We start from the raw sequence: 19,019 nt of genomic DNA, 5'->3' as shown, positions 1-19,019 counted from the left end.
ATCACGTTCCCGTGCGCCCGTCCGCCGCGTGCCGCGCGCGAGCGGGATTCCGGCGGCCGCCGATAGGCTTGGGGCCCATGGACGCGACGTCAGAGACCCTTCGCCAGGCACTCCGTGACCGTGTCGTCGTGGCCGACGGAGGCATGGGGACGATGCTCCAGGCGGCCGGCCCGACCCTCGAGGACTTCGAGGGGCACGAGGGCTGCAACGAGGTCCTCAACGTCACCCGGCCCGACATCGTGCGCCGGGTGCACGCGGAGTACTTCGCCGCCGGCGTCGACTGCGTCGAGACCAACACCTTCGGCGCGAACCTCGGCAACCTCGGCGAGTACGGCATCACCGAGCGCATCGAGGAGCTGTCGGAGGCCGGGGCGCGGATCGCCTGCGAGGTCGCCGCGGAGCTGTCGGCGCCCGACCGGCCGCGCTGGGTGCTGGGCTCGATGGGGCCGGGCACCAAACTGCCGACGCTCGGCCACGTGCCGTTCGCCGAGCTGCGCGACGCGTACGAGCGCAACGCCGCCGGCCTGATCGCGGGCGGCGCGCACGGGCTCATCATCGAGACCTGCCAGGACCTGCTGCAGGCGAAGGCCGCCATCATCGGCGCGAAACGGGCGATCGCCAAGGCCGGCGCCGACACGGTGCTCATCGGGCAGGTCACGATCGAGCAGAACGGCGCGATGCTGCTCGGCTCGGAGATCGGCGCCGCCCTGACGGCGCTGGAGCCGCTCGGGCTCGACGTCATCGGCCTCAACTGCGCGACAGGCCCGGCCGAGATGAGCGAGCACCTGCGCTACCTCGCCCGCCACGCGACGACCGCGCTGTCCTGCATGCCCAACGCCGGGCTGCCGGAGCTGACCTCCGACGGCGCCCGCTACCCGCTCACGCCGGACGAACTCGCCGACGCGCACGACACGTTCACCCGTGAGTTCGGCCTGTCGCTGGTCGGCGGCTGCTGCGGCACGACGCCGGAGCACCTGCGCCGGGTCGTGGAGCGCGTACGCGGCAGAGAGCTCGCCGGGCGCCGGCCGCGGCCGGAGGCGGGCGCCGCCTCGCTCTACCAGCACGTGCCGTTCCGGCAGGACACGTCCTACCTTGCCATCGGCGAGCGCACCAACGCGAACGGCTCCAAGGCGTTCCGCGAGGCGATGCTCGACGGCCGCTGGGACGACTGCGTCAAGATCGCCCGGGACCAGGCCCGCGACGGCGCCCACATGCTCGACCTGTGCGTCGACTACGTCGGCCGCGACGGCGTCGCCGACATGAAGGAGCTGGCCTTCCGGTTCGCCACCGCCTCGACCCTGCCGATCGTGCTGGACTCCACGGAGCCGCCGGTCATCCAGGCGGGGCTGGAGATGCTCGGCGGCCGCGCCGTGATCAACTCGGTGAACTACGAGGACGGCGAAGGCCCGCAGTCCCGTACCGCGCGGCTCATGCCGGTCGTCAAGGAGCACGGCGCGGCGGTCATCGCGCTCACCATCGATGAGGAGGGCCAGGCCCGTACGGCCGAGTGGAAGGCGCGGGTCGCCACCCGGCTGATCGAGGACCTCACCGGGAAATGGGGGATGCGCGTCGAGGACATCATCATCGACTGCCTCACCTTCACGATCGGCACCGGCCAGGAGGAGTCCCGGCGCGACGCCGTCGAGACGATCGACGCGATCCGCGAGATCAAACGGCGTCACCCGCGCGTCCAGACCACGCTGGGCCTGTCGAACGTCTCGTTCGGGCTCAACCCGGCCGCCCGGATCGTGCTCAACTCCGTCTTCCTCAACGAGTGCGTCAACGCGGGCCTGGACTCGGCCATCGTGCACGCCTCCAAAATCCTGCCGATGGCGCGGATCCCCGACGAGCAGCGCCAGGTCGCGCTCGACCTCGTGTACGACCGCCGCCGGGACGGCTACGACCCGCTTCAGCGGTTCCTGGAGCTGTTCGAGGGCGTCGACGCCGCCGCGATGCGCGCCGACCGCGCCGCCGAGCTGGCCGCCCTGCCGCTGTGGGAGCGCCTGAAGCGCCGCATCATCGACGGCGAGTCCGACGGCCTGAACGCCGACCTGGACGAGGCGCTGACGCAGCGCCCCGCCCTGGAGATCGTCAACGAGGTGCTGCTCGACGGCATGAAGACGGTCGGCGAGCTGTTCGGCTCCGGCGAGATGCAGCTGCCGTTCGTGCTGCAGTCCGCCGAGGTGATGAAGACCGCGGTCGCCTACCTCGAGCCGCACATGGAGAAGACCGACGAGGGCGGCAAGGGCCGCATCGTGCTGGCCACGGTCAAGGGCGACGTCCACGACATCGGCAAGAACCTCGTCGACATCATCCTGTCCAACAACGGCTACGAGGTGGTCAACCTCGGGATCAAGCAGCCGATGTCGGCGATCCTCGATGCGGCCAGGGAACAGCGGGCCGACGTGATCGGCATGTCCGGGCTCCTGGTCAAGTCGACCGTGATCATGAGGGAGAACCTCGAGGAGCTCAACTCCCGCGGGCTGGCGGGCCGCTGGCCCGTGCTGCTCGGCGGCGCCGCCCTGACCCGCGCGTACGTCGAGCAGGACCTCGCCGAGCTGTTCGACGGAGAGGTCCGGTACGCCCGCGACGCCTTCGAGGGACTGCGCCTGATGGACGCCTTCATGGCCGTCAAGCGCGGCGAGGCCGGCGCCGCGCTGCCGCCGCTGCGCCGCCGCCGGGTCACCGGGGGCACGCGGCTTCAGGTGACCGAGCCCGAGGACATGCCGAAGCGCTCCGACGTGGCGACCGACAACAAGATCCCGGACCCGCCGTTCTGGGGGGACCGGGTGGTCAAGGGCGTCCCGATGGCCGACTACGCCGCGTTCCTCGACGAGCGGGCCACCTTCATGGGGCAGTGGGGCCTGCGGGCCTCCCGCGGCGGGGACGGCCCCTCGTACGAGGAGCTCGTCGAGACGGAGGGCCGGCCGCGGCTGCGCATGTGGCTGGACCGCATCCAGACCGAGGGCCTCGTCGAGGCCGGGGTCGTGTACGGCTACTTCCCCTGCGTCAGCGAGGGCGACGACGTCGTCGTGCTCCATGAGGACGGCTCCGAGCGCGCCCGGTTCACCTTCCCCCGGCAGCGGCGCGACCGGCACCTGTGCCTGGCCGACTTCTTCCGGCCACGGGGGTCCGGCGAGACCGACGTGATCGGCTTCCAGCTCGTGACGGTCGGCTCGAAGATCAGCGAGGCCACGCAGGAGCTGTTCGAGAAGAACTCCTACCGCGACTACCTCGAGCTGCACGGCCTGTCGGTGCAGCTCGCGGAGGCGCTCGCCGAGTACTGGCACACCCGCGTCCGCGCGGAGCTCGGGTTCGGCGGTGAGGACCCCGAGGACATCGACGCGTTCTTCAAGCTCGGCTACCGGGGCGCGCGGTTCTCCCTCGGCTACGGCGCGTGCCCGGACCTGGAGGACCGCGCCAAGATCGTCGAGTTGCTGCGGCCGGAGCGGATCGGCGTGACGCTGTCGGAGGAGTTCCAGCTCGTTCCCGAGCAGTCCACCGACGCGATCGTGGTGCACCACCCGGAGGCGAAGTACTTCAACACCTGACCGCCGCCGTCACGCGGACGCCCCGGCCTGCGACGGACGCCCCTTTGGCGGCCGTCGCACGCGTGACATAGGCTTCGTTGCCCCATTTCGGCGAGGGGGACGAAGGGAAGGCACGGGTGCTGCAAGCGGTCCTGTTCGACATGGACGGGTTGCTGCTCGACTCCGAGCGGCTCTGGCTGGAGGCCGAGGCCGAGGTGATGGCCTGGCTCGGCGGTTCGTGGGGACCGGAGCATCAGGAGTTCCTGGTCGGCGGCTCGCTCGACCGCACGGTCGCCTACATGCTCGACCTGACCGGCGTGCCCGCCGCGCCCGAGGAGGTCGGCCGCAGGCTGATGGGCGCGATGGCCGAGCGGCTCCAGGCCGACGTCCCGATGATGCCGGGCGCGCGGGACCTGCTCGACGAGGTCCGCGGCGCGGGACTGCCGTCCGCCCTGGTCTCCTCCACCCACCGGGTGCTGATGGAGTACGCCCTCGACGGGATCGGCCGCGACAGCTTCACCGTGACCGTGGCCGGGGACGAGGTGCGCCGGACGAAGCCGCATCCGGAGCCGTACCTCGCGGCGACCCGCCTGCTCGACGTCGACCCGCGCCGCTGCGTCGCCCTGGAGGACTCGCTCAACGGCGCGACCAGCGGGGCCGCCGCGGGCTGTCACGTCGTCGCCGTGCCCAGCGTCGTGCCGATCGACGAGGCTCCGCGCCGTACGGTCGTCACCTCCCTGCGCGAGGTCGACCTGGACCGCCTGCGCGCCCTGATCTGACCCCGGGGGCCGCCTCTGTGCCCTGGCGCGGCCCTTGGGCCGCTTCCGTGTCCGGCCCGGCCCCTGGACCGCCTGGGCGCCTTGAGTCGAGCCCTGGACCGTCTCCACCCGGCCGGGGTCCGGGACCACCCTGAGGTCATGCCGGGGGAGTACCCGGAACGGTCCCGGAGGAGGAGCGCCGAACACGTCATGACGTGTCAGGATGGAGACGTCATGAGATGGCCGGACCCCGGCCGGTCCGGTGGCGCCGTCCGCCTCGGACGGGCCGGTGGGCGGCCGGGCCGCGGGTGAGGTGTGCGATGAGCGATGTCCTTCTCTTCACGATCAGCCTGGCGGCGACCGTGCTCGGCCTGCTGGGCAGCTGGGCGGCCTTCCGCAGGCGCGGCGCCGCGTCGGGCATGCGGGGCGCCGCCTGGTCCATGGTGCCGATGGCCGCCTATCTGACCGGCCTCACCAAGTTCCTGGCGGACCTGGCGTTCAGCCCGGTCAAGTGGGCCGGCGTCGCCCTGTTCGGTCTCGGCGCCCTTCTCTACGTCGCCTCCGGCATGATGCTGCGCAAGGGCTCGGCCGTGGAGGGCGGGCCCCGCCGGAAGGCCGAGCCGAAGAGTGCGCCGAAGGGCACGGCGGCCAAAGGCGAGATCGAACACCGCCGGTCGGCCGGCGGGCCGGCCGCCGACCCGGATCTGGCCGAGATCGAGCAGATACTGAAGAACCGTGGTATCAGCTGATGACCTGCGAAGATAGAGATTCGGTAACGCTCCGCATTCGCCGCATCGCGCTTTCGTGAGATCACGTCTGGCCTTGATGACGACGAGATCACAATCGAGACACGGGTACTAGCGTCAGCCTGCTCACGGGCGTGAGAGTCATCTCCGGGGAGGTAGGTTCCCTCTCCGATGGACCGCAACGATGGGTGTCCGCAGCTTGGCCCCTGGTCGGTCCTGAGATGAACAACGCGGCCGAACGTGGGAGGTACCTGTCGTGACCGCACCGATCGAGGTCACCGGGTCAGAGCTCGAGGCCAGGCCCGATGCCGTCCTCGGCGGCGCGCGAAAGATCGAGGGACGTTCCCTCGGCCAGATCGCGTTCCTGCGCCTGCGGCGCGACAAGCTGGCGATGACCGGCGGGATCGTCGTCGTCGTGCTCATCCTGGTGGCGATCTTCGCTCCGTGGCTGACCGACTGGTTCGGTCACCCGCCGAGCGAGTTCCACCAGGACATGATCGACCCGAACCTGCAGCGTCCGCTGCACGGCCCATGGCACTCCGGGATCAGCGGGAAGTTCATCCTCGGCATCGAGCCGACCAACGGCCGGGACATCTTCAGCCGCATCGTCTACGGCGCCAGGATCTCCCTGCTGATCGCCTTCCTGGCGACGCTGATGTCCGTGGTGATCGGCACCATCCTCGGCATGATCGCCGGCTACTTCGGCGGCTGGGTCGACACCCTGATCGCCCGGGCGATGGACGTCTTCCTGGCGTTCCCGCTCCTGCTGTTCGCGATCGCGCTCGGCGGCGTGGTGCAGGGCAAGGCGTTCGGGCTCTCCGGCAACGGCCTGCGCATCGCTCTGCTGATCTTCATCATCGGCTTCTTCAACTGGGCCTACATCGGCCGCATCATCCGCGGCCAGACCCTGTCGCTGCGCGAGCGGGAGTTCGTGGACGCCGCGCGGGCGATGGGGGCGCGCGCCCCGTACATCCTGTTCCGCGAGGTGCTGCCCAACCTCATCGCGCCGATCCTGGTGTACTCCACCCTGCTGATCCCGACGAACATCCTGTTCGAGGCGGCGCTGTCCTACCTCGGCGTCGGCGTCAGCGAGCCCACCCCGACGTGGGGCGGCATGCTCTCCCAGGCGGTGCCGATCTACTCGGTCGACCCCTGGTTCATGCTGGTGCCCGGCCTGGCCATCTTCGTGACGGTGCTGGCCTTCAACCTGTTCGGCGACGGCCTCCGCGACGCGCTCGACCCGCGGGCCCGCTGACCGCACGCCTTCTCCAAGAAACCCCCACAAGGAGGAACGTAGCCAAATGAGGAGAACCATCCCTCTCGTCGCGACAGGGCTCGCGGCGACCCTCGCCCTGGCCGCCTGCGGCGGCGGGAGCGGCGGTTCGGGCACCAGCGGCGGTGACGGCACGTTCAACGCCGCGCTGACCAAGCCCGTGAACGCGTCGACCAAGACCGGTGGCACGCTCCGCCTGGCCAACTCGGGTGACTGGGACAACGTCGACCCGGCCGACACGTACTACGCCTACTCGTGGGACTTCGCCCGCCTCTACGGCCGTACGCTGATGATGTTCAAGTCGGTGCCCGGCCCGGACGGCGCGCAGCTGACCCCCGACCTCGCGCAGGGCCCGGGCCAGCACAGCGCGGACCTGAAGACCTGGACGTACAAGCTCAAGCCGGGCATCAAGTACGAGGACGGCACCCCCGTCCGGGCGCAGGACATCAAGTACGACGTCGAGCGGTCGCTGGACAAGAAGGTCTTCCCGAACGGGCCGACCTACTTCAACGACTACCTCGACCTGCAGGGCTACACCTCGCCCTACAACGACAAGACCCCCGGCAAGCTGGGTCTCAAGGCCATCGAGACGCCGGACGACCAGACGATCATCTTCCACCTGAAGAAGCCGTTCGCCGCGTTCGACTACTTCGCGATGCTGCCCAGCACCATGCCGGTGCCCCCGGCCAAGGACACGGGCGCGAACTACAAGTCGCACGTCGTCGCCACCGGCCCGTACAAGTTCGAGAACTACACGCCGGGCAAGTCGATGGCGCTGGTCCGCAACACCAACTGGGACCCGAGCACCGACCCGAACCGCAAGCAGCTGCCCGACCGGATCGAGGTGCAGCTCGGCATCAACGCCGACGACCTCGACAACCGCCTCATCAACGGGTCGCTGGACAGCGACGTCGTCGGCACGGGCGTGCAGGCGGCCGCCGCCGCCAAGATCCAGTCGCAGCCGCGGCTCAAGAAGAACGCCGACGCAGCGCCGACGGCCCGCCTCTGGTACACCGCGATCTCCAGCGACGTCGCGCCGTTCGACAACATCCACTGCCGTCGCGCCGTGGAGTACGTCGCCGACAAGCAGGCCATGCAGACCGCGTTCGGCGGCCCGCTGTCCGGCGGTGACATCGCCACGCACCTGCTGATGCCGCTGATCCCCGGCAGCAAGGACATCAACCCGTACCCGTCCGGTCCGGGCAACCACGGCGACATCGCCAAGGCCAAGCAGGAGCTGGCGGCCTGCGGCAAGCCCAACGGCTTCAAGACGGTGCTCACGGCCCGCACCGAGCGGACCAAGGAGGTCAACGGCGCGCTGGCCCTCCAGCAGAGCCTCGCGAAGGTCGGCATCCAGGCGGAGATCAAGAAGTTCCCGCAGGGCGACTACTTCAAGCTGTACGCCGGTAAGCCGGAGTACGTGAAGAAGAACGGCCTCGGCCTGATCATGATGGCGTGGGGCGCGGACTGGCCGGAGGGCTTCGGCTACCTGTCCCAGATCGTCGACAGCCGCGTCATCCGCGACGCCGGCAACACGAACCTCGGCGTCAAGGACCCGGATGTCGACAAGCTGGTCGACAAGGCCGCCGTCACCCCGGACGCGACCGCCCGCAACGACCTGTGGGCGCAGATCGACGCCAAGGTCATGGACGACGCGTACATCATGCCGTTCCTCGACGTGAAGGGCCTGCTGTACCGGCCGCCGGGCGTGAAGAACGTCTTCGTGAACCAGGGCCTCAACGGCCTGTACGACTACGCCCAGATGGGCGTGAAGTAACCTCCGCTCCCTAGAAGGCAGGTGAAGGCCGTCGGTGGCCGGCGGGCGACTCCGCTCGCCGGCCACCGTGGCCGGGCACTGTGGTCACATTCCTCATCCGGCGTCTCATCGCCGCGATCGCGCTGCTCATCATCGTCAGCATGGTGACCTTCGCGATCTTCTTCCTCGTCCCGAGGCTGACCGGGGCCACCACCGCGGACCTCGCCTCGCGGTACGTCGGCAAGAGCGCCGGACCGCAGGCGATCCACGAGGTCGAGGTACGGCTCGGGCTGAACAAGCCGGTGGCGATCCAGTACTGGAACTTCGTCAAGGGCATCATCATCGGCGCCCACTACGACTTCGGACCGTCGAAGGTCTACTGCGGGCCACCGTGCTTCGGCTACTCCTTCATCAACCAGACGCCGGTCTGGCCCGACCTGCTCGACCGGGCCCCGGTCACCCTTTCGCTCGCGGCCGGCGCCGCGATCCTCTGGGTGATCTTCGGCGTCACGGCCGGTGTGATCTCCGCGCTCAAGCGGGGCACGGCGATCGACCGCATCTCGATGGGCATCGCGCTGGCCGGCGTCTCACTGCCCATCTTCTTCACCGGCCTGCTGTCGCTGGCCATCTTCCGTGACAACCTGAACTGGTTCCCCAACGCCGGAACCTACGTGGGGCTGACCCAGAACCCGCTGCAGTGGGCGTCGGCACTCGCCCTGCCGTGGGTCACCCTCGCGTTCCTCCAGGCGGCCCTGTACGCCCGGCTGACCCGGGCGGGCATGCTGGAGACGATGGGCGAGGACTACATCCGGACGGCGCGCGCCAAGGGACTGCCCGAACGCACCGTCATCATCCGGCACGCCCTGCGGTCCACGCTCACCCCGGTGCTCACGATCTTCGGCCTGGACCTGGGCATCCTGCTCGGCGGCGCGGTGCTCACCGAGAGCACCTTCTCCCTGCCGGGGCTGGGCAAGTTCGCCATCGACTCGATCAACAACAACGACCTTCCGCGCGTGCTCGGCGTGGTGATGGTGGGCGCGTTCTTCATCGTGCTGTGCAACCTCGTCGTGGACATCCTGTACGCCGTGGTCGACCCGAGGGTGAGGCTGTCGTGACCCAGGACCAGACCGCGGGAGCGGCTCCCGCCGCGGCGCCGAAGTCCTTCCTGGACGTCCGCGACCTGCGCATCCACTTCCCGACCGACGACGGGCTGGTCAAGTCCGTCGACGGCCTGTCGTTCCAGCTCGAACGCGGCCGCACGCTCGGCATCGTCGGGGAGTCCGGCTCGGGCAAGAGCGTGACCAGCCTCGGCCTGCTCGGCCTGCACAACCGCCGCAACGCGCGCGTCTCCGGCGAGATCTGGCTGGACGGCCAGGAGGTCGTCGGCTCCTCGCCGGAGCAGGTGCGCCGCCTGCGCGGCCGGAAGATGGCGATGATCTTCCAGGACCCGCTGTCGTCGATGCACCCGCTGTACACGGTCGGCGCCCAGATCATCGAGGCGTACCGGATCCACAACGACGTCAGCAAGGAGGTCGCGCGCAAGCACGCGATCGACATGCTGGGCCGGGTCGGCATCCCGCAGCCGGACAAGAGGGTCGACGACTACCCCCACCAGTTCTCCGGCGGCATGCGGCAGCGCGCGATGATCGCCATGGCGCTGTCCTGCGATCCCGAGCTGCTCATCGCCGACGAGCCGACCACCGCGCTCGACGTGACCGTCCAGGCGCAGATCCTCGACCTGATCCGTGACCTGCAGGACGAGTTCAACTCCGCCGTCATCATGATCACCCATGACCTGGGCGTGGTGGCGGAGCTGTCCGACGACATCCTCGTGATGTACGGCGGCCGGTGCGTGGAGTACGGCTCGGCCGAGGACGTCTTCCACCGGCCCGAGCACCCCTACACCTGGGGCCTGCTCGGTTCGATGCCGCGGCTGGACCGCGACCGGTCCGAGCGTCTCATCCCGATCAAGGGCTCCCCGCCCAGCCTCATCAACGTCCCGGTCGGCTGCGCGTTCAGTCCGCGCTGCGCGTACTCCGAGCTCAACGAGGGCCGCAGCGAGACCGAGCGGCCCGAGCTCCGCGAGGTCGCGCCCGGCCACCGTGTCGCCTGCCACCTCGGCAGGGAGGACCGGCGCCGCATCTGGAACGAAGAGATCCGGCCGAAACTGTGATCGAGGAGATCGTGGGGGACGGGCACGCCGCGCCGGCACGTACCGTCGATGGATGGCACCGGCCGGACGGCCGGATCGAACTGGAGAGACAGTGACTACACCCGACAGCGAGGTCGTGGCGGACCAGCGACCGGCCGGTGACGGCGACGCGCTGCTGGAGGTCCGCGGGCTCCGCAAGCACTTCCCCGTCACCCGCGGCGCGCTCGTCAAGCGCCAGGTGGGCGCGGTCAAGGCGGTCGACGGCGTCGACTTCATGGTGCGCCCGGGCGAGACGCTCGGCCTCGTCGGCGAGTCCGGCTGCGGCAAGACCACCACCGGCCGGATGATCACCCGGCTGCTGGAGCCGTCGGACGGGCAGATCCTCTTCGAGGGCCAGGACATCACGCACGTGTCGCAGGGCAGAATGCGGCCGCTGCGGCGCGACCTCCAGATGATCTTCCAGGACCCGTACTCCTCGCTGAACCCCCGCAAGACCGTCGGGTCGATCATCGGGGCGCCGTTCCGGCTGCAGGGCATCGCGACCGAGAACGGCGTCAAGCGGGCCGTGCAGGACCTCCTCGAGGTCGTCGGGCTCAACCCCGAGCACTACAACCGCTACCCGCACGAGTTCTCCGGCGGCCAGCGCCAGCGCATCGGGATCGCCCGCACCCTCGCGCTGCGGCCGAAGCTCATCGTCGCGGACGAGCCGGTCTCCGCGCTGGACGTGTCGATCCAGGCCCAGGTCGTCAACCTCCTGGAGGACCTGCAGGAGGAGTTCAACCTCACCTACATCGTGATCGCCCACGACCTGTCGGTGGTGCGCCACATCTCCGACCGTGTCGGCGTCATGTACCTCGGCAAGCTCGTCGAGATGTCCGACGCCACCAACCTGTACGACAGCCCGATGCACCCCTACACGGTCGCGCTGCTGTCGGCGGTCCCGATCCCCGACCCGGCCAAGCGGAAGGGGCGCGAGCGCGTCCGGCTGCAGGGCGACGTGCCGAGCCCGCTCAACCCGCCGCCGGCCTGCCGCTTCCACACCCGCTGCTGGAAGGCGCAGGAGATCTGCGGCAAGGTCGAGCCGCCCCTCGTCGAGGTGGTCCCGGGGCACCGCGTCGCCTGCCACTTCCCCGAGAACGCCCCCGAGGGCGCGGGGGAGAAGGTCACCAAGGCGGCCGAGCAGGCGGATCTCGCCTGAGGCCGAGCCGTCGGCTCCACTCTCGCCTGAGCGAGCCGTCCGCTCCAGACCCGGGACGCGGACGGCCGCCGAGGCGTGGTGAAGCTCTCACAGCGCCGATTCGTCCAAAACATGCACTCACTGCAATAATTTACTCGTGAGCGGTAGATTCGCGGCCTGCGCCGTCCTCCTCCTGCTCGGTGCCGTCGCCTGCGGCGGACCGGCCACGGTGCGTCCCGACACGTCGTTCGACCAGGCGTCGTCGCGTGTCGTGTACCCGTCCACCGCGCGCGGTGGCACCCTGCGCCTGGCCGTGACCGACGCGCCGGTCTCCCTGGACCCCGGCGACGCCGGCCTCGCCTACGAGGCGGACCTCGCCCGCCTGTACGCCCGCTCTCTGGTCACTTACGCCCCGGCTCCCGGATCCGCCGGACTGCGGCTCGTGCCCGACCTGGCGGAGACGCTCGGCCGGCCCGGCGACGGCGGCCGGACCTGGACGTACAAGCTGCGCGCCGGGCTCACGTACGAGGACGGCACCCCAGTCCGGGCCCGCGACGTCAAGTACGCGGTCGCGCGCAGCTCCTACACCTCCCAGCTCAGCGACGGGCCCCGTGACCTGCGCGAGGCTCTCCGCGGCGCCTACTGGGGCCCGTACCTCGACCCCGATCTGGACCACTTCACCGGCGTGACCACGCCGGACGACCGCACGGTCGTGTTCCACCTCAAGCGACCCGACTACGACTTCGACCAGCTCGTGGCCAGCCCGCAGACCGCCCCCGTGCCGCAGGCGAAGGACACCCGGCTCGACTACGAGCAGCACCCCCTGTCGACCGGGCCGTACCGGTTCGAGCGGCACGACATCGGCACCGGTTTCACGCTGGTCCGTAACCCGCACTGGCACGACGACCCGAACCGCACCGCGCTGCCCGACCGCATCGAGGTGACCGAGCGCGTCGCCGCCGCGGACCTCGACGCGAGGCTGGGCTCCGGCCGCCTGGACGCCGACCTGGCGGGCGCGGGCGTGCAGCCCGCGACCCGGACCACGATCCTGGGGGCGCCCACCGCCAAGGCCCATGCGGACGACCCGCTGACCGGGCTCGTGCACTACGCCGCGCTGTCGACCCGCGTCCGCCCGTTCGACGACGTGCACTGCCGGCGGGCCGTCCAGTACGCCGTCGACCGCACGGCGGTCCAGAGCGCCTACGGCGGGCCCACCGCGGGCGCGCCGGCCACCAACGCCCTGCCGCCCACGGTCACCGGATACCAGGCCGCCGACCCGTACCCCTACGACCTCACGCGGGCACGGCAGGAGCTGGCGGCGTGCCATCACCCCAACGGGTTCAGCACGGGCATCGCCGTGCGCGCGGACCGGCCGGGCGACGTCGCCGCCGCCCAGGCCCTCCACCAGGCGCTCGGGCGGATCGGAATCGACGCGCGGGTCACCGAACTCTCGGCGTTCCAGTGGGGGAGCACGGCCGGTTCCCCCGGGTACGTCCACCGGCACGGCCTGGGCGTCCTGATCGACTCCTGGGCCGCGAACGAGCCCACCGGCTACGCCTTCCTGCGCCCCCTCACCGGCACGGTCACGAGGGTCAACAACCTGAACCTGATGGAGCTGCGCGACGCGAAGGTGAACCGGTACCTCGCCCTGGGCGCCCGCACCCCCGACGCCACGCGCCGCGCGCAGCGATGGGCCGACGCCGACCGCGCCGTCATGCAGACGGCCGCCTTCGTCCCCCTCCTCGCCGAGAAGACCGTGCTGTACCGACCCGCGGCGCTCGCGAACGTCTACGTCCACCCGGCGTACGGGATGTACGACTACGCCGCGCTCGGCCTGCGGTCCGCGACCCGGACGCCGGCGTCCCCCTGACCGGCCGCACGGCGGCGATCAGGGGGGCCGAGACGGCCGGGAGACCCTGCCCTGTCAGGAGGCCCCGGTCCGGCTCCGTCAGGACGTCCCGGCCCGGCCCGGTCGGGAGGTCCCGGTCTACTCGACGGCGATGGCCGTCAGGACGTCCATGCGGGAGGCCCGCCACGCCGGCCACGGGGCCGCCAGGACACCGATGACCGCGGACAGCACCAGGTAGCCGGCCAGGGTGGTCACCGGCACGCTCAGGACGTTCAGGCCCTGGCCGCGCAGCGCCCGCTGGAAGCCGATCCCGGCGACGACGCCGATGGCGAGGCCGAGCACCGCGCCGAACACCGCGATCAGCACCGACTCCAGGCGGATCATCCGCCGCGTCTGCCGCCGGCTCGTGCCGATCGCCCGGAGCAGCCCGATCTCCCGTGTCCGCTCGATCACCGACAGCGCGAGCGTGTTGATGATCCCCAGCGCGGCGATGAGGATCGACAGGGCCAGCAGCGCGGTCAGCAGCAGCACGAACTGGTCGACGCCCTGCTGGACGCTTCTCTTCACGTCCGACCGGTCCTGCACCTTCAGGCCGGGGTACGGGCCCAGCGCCCGCTCGACGCCCTGCCTGGTGGCGGTGTCGGCCTTGGCGACGTTGACCATCAGGGCGACGCCCGTGGGGTGGTCGGTGTGCGCCAGATAGGCCGGCAGCGCCAGCACCCGCGACCCAATCAGCGGGTTCTCGGCGTAGATCCCGGCGACCCGCAGCGACGCGGTCCTGCCGTCGGCGAAGCGGACGCCGACCGCCGAACCCACCTGGAGACGCTCCGAGGTCGCGGTCGGCCGGTCCACCAGGAGACCGTCCCCGCCCACCTCCGTCGAACCGGACACCAGCGACAGCCGGGCGGCGCGCCTCAGGTCCCCAGGGCGCTCGGTGGCCACGAAAGACCTCGCCTTCCCGCCGGCGACGAAACGGCCGGCGTACAGCGCCGTGACCTGCTCGACCCCGGCCGCGGCCCGTACCGCCCTCCCCGGCTCTGCCGGGCCGAACACCCGCCCCGCCGCGGTGACCATGTAGTCGGCGGCGAAGCTCGCGTCGACCTGCCGGGTGATCGACGCCTTCGCCGACGCGCTCATCACGGTGATCCCGCTGACGAGGGCCAGCCCGATCATCAGCGCGGAGGCGGTGGCCGCCGTGCGCCGTGGGTTGCGCAGGGCGTTCTGCGTGGCCAGGCGCCCCGGCGTGCGGAACACCCGCGGGTACGCGGCGCCGAGCGCCGTCACGACCGGGCGGGCGAGCACGGGCGCGAGCATCGCCACGCCCAGGAAGACGAGGGCGAGACCGACGCCCAGCAGCGCCGCGCCCGAGCCGCCGAGACCGAACCCGCCCAGGACCACGCCCGCCGCGATCACCGGCGACCCGAGCACCACCCGGATCCGCAGCGAACGCTGCGGCATCGCGACGTCGTCGTGCATCGCGGCGACCGGCGGGATGCCCGCCGCCCGCCGGGCCGGGAAGTACGCCGCCGCCATCGTGACCACCATGCCGACGGCGTACGACCACAGGACGGGCTTGTAGGTGAAGGCCAGGCCGCCGCCCAGGTCGGCGCCGAGCGCGTTGAACAGCGCCTGCAGCAGCACGGCCAGGCCCACCCCGGCGCCCAGTCCCACGGTCGAGCCGACGAGCCCGACACCGGTCGCCTCGCCGAGCACGGCGCGGGTGACCTGCCGGCGCGAGGCGCCGACCGCGCGCAGCAGCGCGAGCTCCCGTGACCGCTGGGCGACCAGCATCGAGAAGGTGTTGAAGATGATGAACGCGCCCACGAAGATCGAGATGACCGCGAAGATCAGCAGTGCCGTCCGGATGAACGACATGATGGTCGCGACCTGGCTCTTGTTCTCCTCACGGAGCTTCGTGCCGGTGATCGCCTCATAGTCCGGTGGCGGGAGCACCCGCTGGATCCGGTCGCGCAGCACCGTCTCCGAGACGCCGCTCCGCGCCGCGACCGTGATGTCGCTGAACCGGCCCGGCCTCAGTAGCAGCCGCTGCGCGGTGCCCTGGTCGAACGCCGTGAGGGTCGCGCCCATCAGACTGCCGGAGTCCACGATCCCCACGACCGTCACCGACTGCGTCGGCCCTTGAATCACGACGCGAGCCCGGTCCCCGACCTTCAGACCGGCCTTGCCGGCCGTCCGCCGGTCGACGGCGACCTCGCCGGGACCGCTCGGGCCCCGCCCGGCCCTGACGGGGAAGTTCCGGTCGGCGGGGTCCCAGTCCACGCCCAGCTGCGGAGGTCCGGAACCGCCGACGACCTTGCCGTTCCTCCCGACGACGGCGGCGAAACCGCTCACCCCGCCGCGCGCCCGCGCCACACCGGGCACCCGGGCCACCACCGGGACCAGGGACGCGGGCAGCGTCGGCGCCGCCGCGCCCTCCTCCGACTCGACGACCTTCTTCGGGCGGACCTGCACCGCGACGCCCTTGCCGGTCCTGGAGAACAGCCGGTCGAACTGCCGGCCCATCGTGTCGGTGAACACCAGCGTGCCGGCGACGAACGCCACTCCGAGCACCACGGCGAACGCCGTCAGTGCCAGGCGGATCTTGTGCGCGACGAGGTTGCGCACGGTCACCTTGAGCATCACCGGTAGCCGACCCCAGGCAGCTCGAAGCCCTTCATGCGCTCCAGCACGTTCTCGGCCGTCGGATCCGACATCCGGTCCACCAGCCGCCCGTCGGCCAGGAAGAGCACTAGGTCCGCGTACGCGGCCGCCACCGGGTCGTGCGTCACCATCACGACCGTCTGTCCCATCTCCCGCACCGCGTTGCGCAGGAATGCCAGCACCTCCGCGCCCGACCGGGAGTCCAGGTTGCCGGTCGGCTCGTCCGCGAAGATGATCTCCGGGCGGCTCACCAGCGCGCGGGCGCACGCCACCCGCTGCTGCTGGCCGCCGGACAACTCGCCCGGCCGGTGCGACAGCCGCTCACGCAGCCCGAGCGAGTCGATGACGGCGTCCAGCCACGCCTGGTCCGGCCTACGGCCGGCGATGTCCAGCGGCAGCGTGATGTTCTCCAGCGCCGTCAACGTGGGGACCAGGTTGAACGCCTGGAAGACGAAGCCGATCCGGTCCCGCCGCAGCCGGGTGAGTCGCTTGTCGTCCAGCCGCGTCAGGTCCACGTCGCCGACGAACACCCGCCCCGAGTCCACCGAGTCCAGGGCCGCCATGCAGTGCATGAGCGTCGACTTGCCCGAGCCCGACGGCCCCATGATCGCGGTGAACCGGCCGGCGGGCAGATCCACCGACACCTCGTTCAGCGCGACCACCTTCGCGTCACCCCGGCCGTACTCCTTGACGATCCGATCGGCGCGCGCGGCCGGCGCGGCCGTCACGAGGGCGCGAGGATCGCCGCTCACGGGGGAGGGGATATCGGTCACGGAAGGAACTCCTGCTCACCTGCGGTGTTCTGTCCCGAATGACACTAGGAGCCGCAGTGAGCCGTTTCGTCGGCCCAGCGAACGGAGGCCGCTTCCACCCGCAGGCGGAGCATCCGGACCGCCTCCTCCTCGGGGATGAAGACGAACAACGCCCGGGGACAAGGAGTCGGACGCCCGGGGACAAGGAGTCGGACGCCAGGGTACGAAGAGGGCGGACGCCGGGAGACGAAAAGGGCGAGCGCGCCTAGCCCTGGCCCGGCTGGGTGAGACCCGTCTCGTACGCGAAGACGACGGCCTGGACCCGGTCGCGGAGCCCGAGTTTGGCCAGGAGGTTGCCCACGTGCGTCTTCACGGTCGTCTCGCTCACGACGAGCTCCGCCGCGATCTCGGCGTTCGACAGGCCGCGGGCGACGTGCCGCAGCACCTCCAGCTCCCGCTCGGTGAGCATCCGCAGTCCGCGCGGCGGCGCGGTCTCCCGCACGGCCGGCAGCCGTGTCGCGAACTTGTCCAGCAGCCGCCGCGTCACGCTCGGCGCCACGATCGCGTCGCCGGCCGCCACGATCCGGATCGCCGTCACCAGATCCTCCGGCGGCGCGTCCTTCAGCAGGAACCCGCTGGCCCCCGCCCGCACCGCCTCGACGACATACTCGTCCAGGTCGAAGGTCGTCAGGATCAGCACCCGCGGATCGTGGGTCGCCGCCCCCTCCCGGACGATCCGGCGCGTCGCCTCGATCCCGTCCACGCCCGGCATCCGGATGTCCATCAGGACCACCTCCGGCAGCAGCGTCCGCGTGAGCTCCACGGCCTGGGCGCCGTCGCCGGCCTCGCCCACCACCGCGATGTCGGGCTCGCCCTCCAGGATGAGCCGGAAGCCGGTGCGCAGCAGCGGCTGATCGTCGACGAGGAGCACCCTGATCGTCACCTAGACCTCCAACGGGAAACGGGCGCGGACTTCGAACCCACCACCGGAACGCGGCCCGATCCGCAGATCGCCACCATAGAGGGCGACCCGCTCACGCATGCCCACCAGCCCATGCCCACGGCTGCCGTTCTGGCCCAGCCCGGCCGCCAGCCCACGGCCGTCGTCCTCGACCTCCACCATGAGCTGCCGGTCCGCGTAGTGGATCCGCACCCAGGCCCGCGCCTGCGGACCCGCGTGCTTCAGCGTATTGGTCAGCGCCTCCTGAATCAGGCGGAACGCCGCCAGGTCCACGCCCGGAGACAGATTCCGGCTCTCCCCCTCGATCCACAACTGCACCTGCAGCCCCGTCTCCCGCAGATGATCGACCAGCTCGCCCACGTCGTTCACCCCCGGCTGCGGAGACAGCTCGCCCCGCACCGGCTCCGCCTCCGTCCGCAGCACCCCGACCAGCCGCCTCATCTCGCCCAGCGCCGTACGCCCCATCTGCTCGATGGTGCTCAGCGCGTCGCGCACGGCGTCCGGATCACGCTCCAGGATCCGCCGCGCCGCTCCGGCCTGAACGGTCATCACGCTGACGTGGTGGGCGACCACGTCGTGCAGCTCGCGTGCGATGCGCGAGCGCTCCTCCGTACGCGCCGCCCGCGCGTCCGCCTCCCGCGCCCGCTCGAGCCGCCGCGCCCTGGCCTCCAGCTCGTTCAGGTACGCCCTGCGCAGCCGCAGACTCCGGCCCAGCCACCACACGCCCACGACCAGGACCGTGTTGCTCACCGCCGGCCAGAAGTCCGCGCCCGCCGCGACCAGCAGGCCGATGAACAGCATCAGCGTCAACGCGCCGACGGGCAGGCTGGTCGCCATCCCCCGATGCGCCGCGACGGTGTAGGTCGCGATCAGCATGGCCACGGCGGGCGCCGAGACGTCATACCCCATCGCCGTCAGCGTTCCGCAGACCGTCATGACGAACGCCAGCACCCCGACCGGCAGGCGCCGCCGCACCGTGAGCGCCACCAGGGCGACGCCGCTGAGCACCACGCTGAAGACGTCCGGCCCCTTGGGAGCGCCGTTGCCCCCCTGCAGCACGACCGCGGCCAGGTAGGCCACCGTCAGGAGCACGGCCATGAACGCATCCGCCGTGATCGGATGCGCCTCCAGCCACGCGCGGCGACCACGAATCAGCTCGGACACACCCACACGTTATGGCGTGTGACGGTATGTGGTCCCCTCCTGCGCGCGGATCCCGTCTCCTCCTCGGGGAGGAGGTCACCGGCCGGTACGGCCGGGACATCACCGGATGAGGTGTGCCAACGTCCGCCGCGCGGTCCGGCCGGGGGACCGCGGGACGGGGCGAGGGTACGACCGCCGGCCGATCCGGCCGAGGTGTCGCGCGCCGGGGTGGCGGGACGGCCGTTGGCCGATCCGGCCGAT

At 71.1% G+C, this 19,019-nt stretch carries 13 protein-coding genes; 9 read left to right on the top strand and 4 right to left on the bottom strand.

Annotation, left to right across the window (positions count from 1 at the left end; translation table 11 throughout):
• Positions 1–77: 77 nt before the first annotated feature.
• The 9 genes from metH to NE234_RS27520 all read left to right on the top strand — a co-directional run bounded on the left by metH (position 78) and on the right by NE234_RS27520 (position 13,262).
• On the top strand, positions 78–3,551 hold the full coding sequence (gene metH / locus NE234_RS27560) for a methionine synthase (protein WP_252783560.1): 3,474 nt from the start codon (positions 78–80) through the stop codon (positions 3,549–3,551).
• A 116-nt stretch (positions 3,552–3,667) separates the two neighbouring features.
• Positions 3,668–4,309, top strand: coding sequence for an HAD family hydrolase (locus tag NE234_RS27555; RefSeq protein ID WP_308206937.1), 642 nt, complete (start codon positions 3,668–3,670; stop codon positions 4,307–4,309).
• A 299-nt stretch (positions 4,310–4,608) separates the two neighbouring features.
• The gene (locus NE234_RS27550; RefSeq protein ID WP_252783559.1) at positions 4,609–5,037 is read left to right on the top strand and encodes a hypothetical protein; all 429 of its coding nucleotides are present in this window, start codon (positions 4,609–4,611) and stop codon (positions 5,035–5,037) included.
• Between the two features lie 253 nt (positions 5,038–5,290).
• Entirely contained in the window at positions 5,291–6,289 is a 999-nt protein-coding gene (locus NE234_RS27545; protein ID WP_252783558.1) for an ABC transporter permease, read from the top strand.
• 46 nt (positions 6,290–6,335) lie between these two features.
• Entirely contained in the window at positions 6,336–8,084 is a 1,749-nt protein-coding gene (locus tag NE234_RS27540) for an ABC transporter substrate-binding protein (RefSeq protein ID WP_252783557.1), read from the top strand.
• Positions 8,085–8,164: 80 nt separating this feature from the next.
• The gene (locus NE234_RS27535) at positions 8,165–9,178 is read left to right on the top strand and encodes an ABC transporter permease (protein WP_252783556.1); all 1,014 of its coding nucleotides are present in this window, start codon (positions 8,165–8,167) and stop codon (positions 9,176–9,178) included.
• The gene (locus NE234_RS27530) at positions 9,175–10,236 is read left to right on the top strand and encodes an ABC transporter ATP-binding protein (RefSeq protein WP_252783555.1); all 1,062 of its coding nucleotides are present in this window, start codon (positions 9,175–9,177) and stop codon (positions 10,234–10,236) included. Before NE234_RS27535 ends, NE234_RS27530 begins: the two co-directional genes overlap by 4 nt.
• Before the next feature lie 91 nt (positions 10,237–10,327).
• Entirely contained in the window at positions 10,328–11,413 is a 1,086-nt protein-coding gene (locus tag NE234_RS27525; RefSeq protein ID WP_252783554.1) for an ABC transporter ATP-binding protein, read from the top strand.
• Positions 11,414–11,549: 136 nt separating this feature from the next.
• On the top strand, positions 11,550–13,262 hold the full coding sequence (locus NE234_RS27520; RefSeq protein ID WP_252783553.1) for an ABC transporter substrate-binding protein: 1,713 nt from the start codon (positions 11,550–11,552) through the stop codon (positions 13,260–13,262).
• 117 nt (positions 13,263–13,379) lie between these two features.
• On the opposite strand, the gene NE234_RS27515 is transcribed toward NE234_RS27520, so the two are convergent.
• The 4 genes from NE234_RS27515 to NE234_RS27500 all read right to left on the bottom strand — a co-directional run bounded on the left by NE234_RS27515 (position 13,380) and on the right by NE234_RS27500 (position 18,779).
• Positions 13,380–15,881 (bottom strand): ABC transporter permease, encoded by a 2,502-nt coding sequence (locus tag NE234_RS27515; RefSeq protein WP_252783552.1) that lies wholly within the window; start codon positions 15,879–15,881, stop codon positions 13,380–13,382.
• Positions 15,881–16,675: an ABC transporter ATP-binding protein gene (locus NE234_RS27510; RefSeq protein WP_252783551.1), complete on the bottom strand. Its 795-nt coding sequence runs from the start codon at positions 16,673–16,675 to the stop codon at positions 15,881–15,883. Before NE234_RS27510 ends, NE234_RS27515 begins: the two co-directional genes overlap by 1 nt.
• A gap of 244 nt (positions 16,676–16,919) precedes the next feature.
• Positions 16,920–17,597 (bottom strand): response regulator, encoded by a 678-nt coding sequence (locus tag NE234_RS27505; protein WP_252783550.1) that lies wholly within the window; start codon positions 17,595–17,597, stop codon positions 16,920–16,922.
• Positions 17,598–18,779, bottom strand: a complete 1,182-nt coding sequence (locus tag NE234_RS27500; RefSeq protein ID WP_252783549.1) for a sensor histidine kinase — start codon at positions 18,777–18,779, stop codon at positions 17,598–17,600.
• Positions 18,780–19,019 lie beyond the last annotated feature (240 nt).

Source organism: Actinoallomurus rhizosphaericola, from assembly GCF_024055675.1.
GTDB lineage: Bacteria > Actinomycetota > Actinomycetes > Streptosporangiales > Streptosporangiaceae > Actinoallomurus > Actinoallomurus soli.
This window is presented reverse-complemented; position numbering and strand designations above follow the sequence as displayed.

Bases quoted from the DNA above. Each gene is read 5' to 3' on its own strand.
- NE234_RS27540 (WP_252783557.1), top strand. From the start codon at position 6,336: ATGAGGAGAACCATCCCTCTCGTCGCGACAGGGCTCGCGGCGACCCTC.
- metH (WP_252783560.1), top strand. From the start codon at position 78: ATGGACGCGACGTCAGAGACCCTTCGCCAGGCACTCCGTGACCGTGTC.
- NE234_RS27515 (WP_252783552.1), bottom strand. From the start codon at position 15,881: ATGCTCAAGGTGACCGTGCGCAACCTCGTCGCGCACAAGATCCGCCTG.
- NE234_RS27550 (WP_252783559.1), top strand. From the start codon at position 4,609: ATGAGCGATGTCCTTCTCTTCACGATCAGCCTGGCGGCGACCGTGCTC.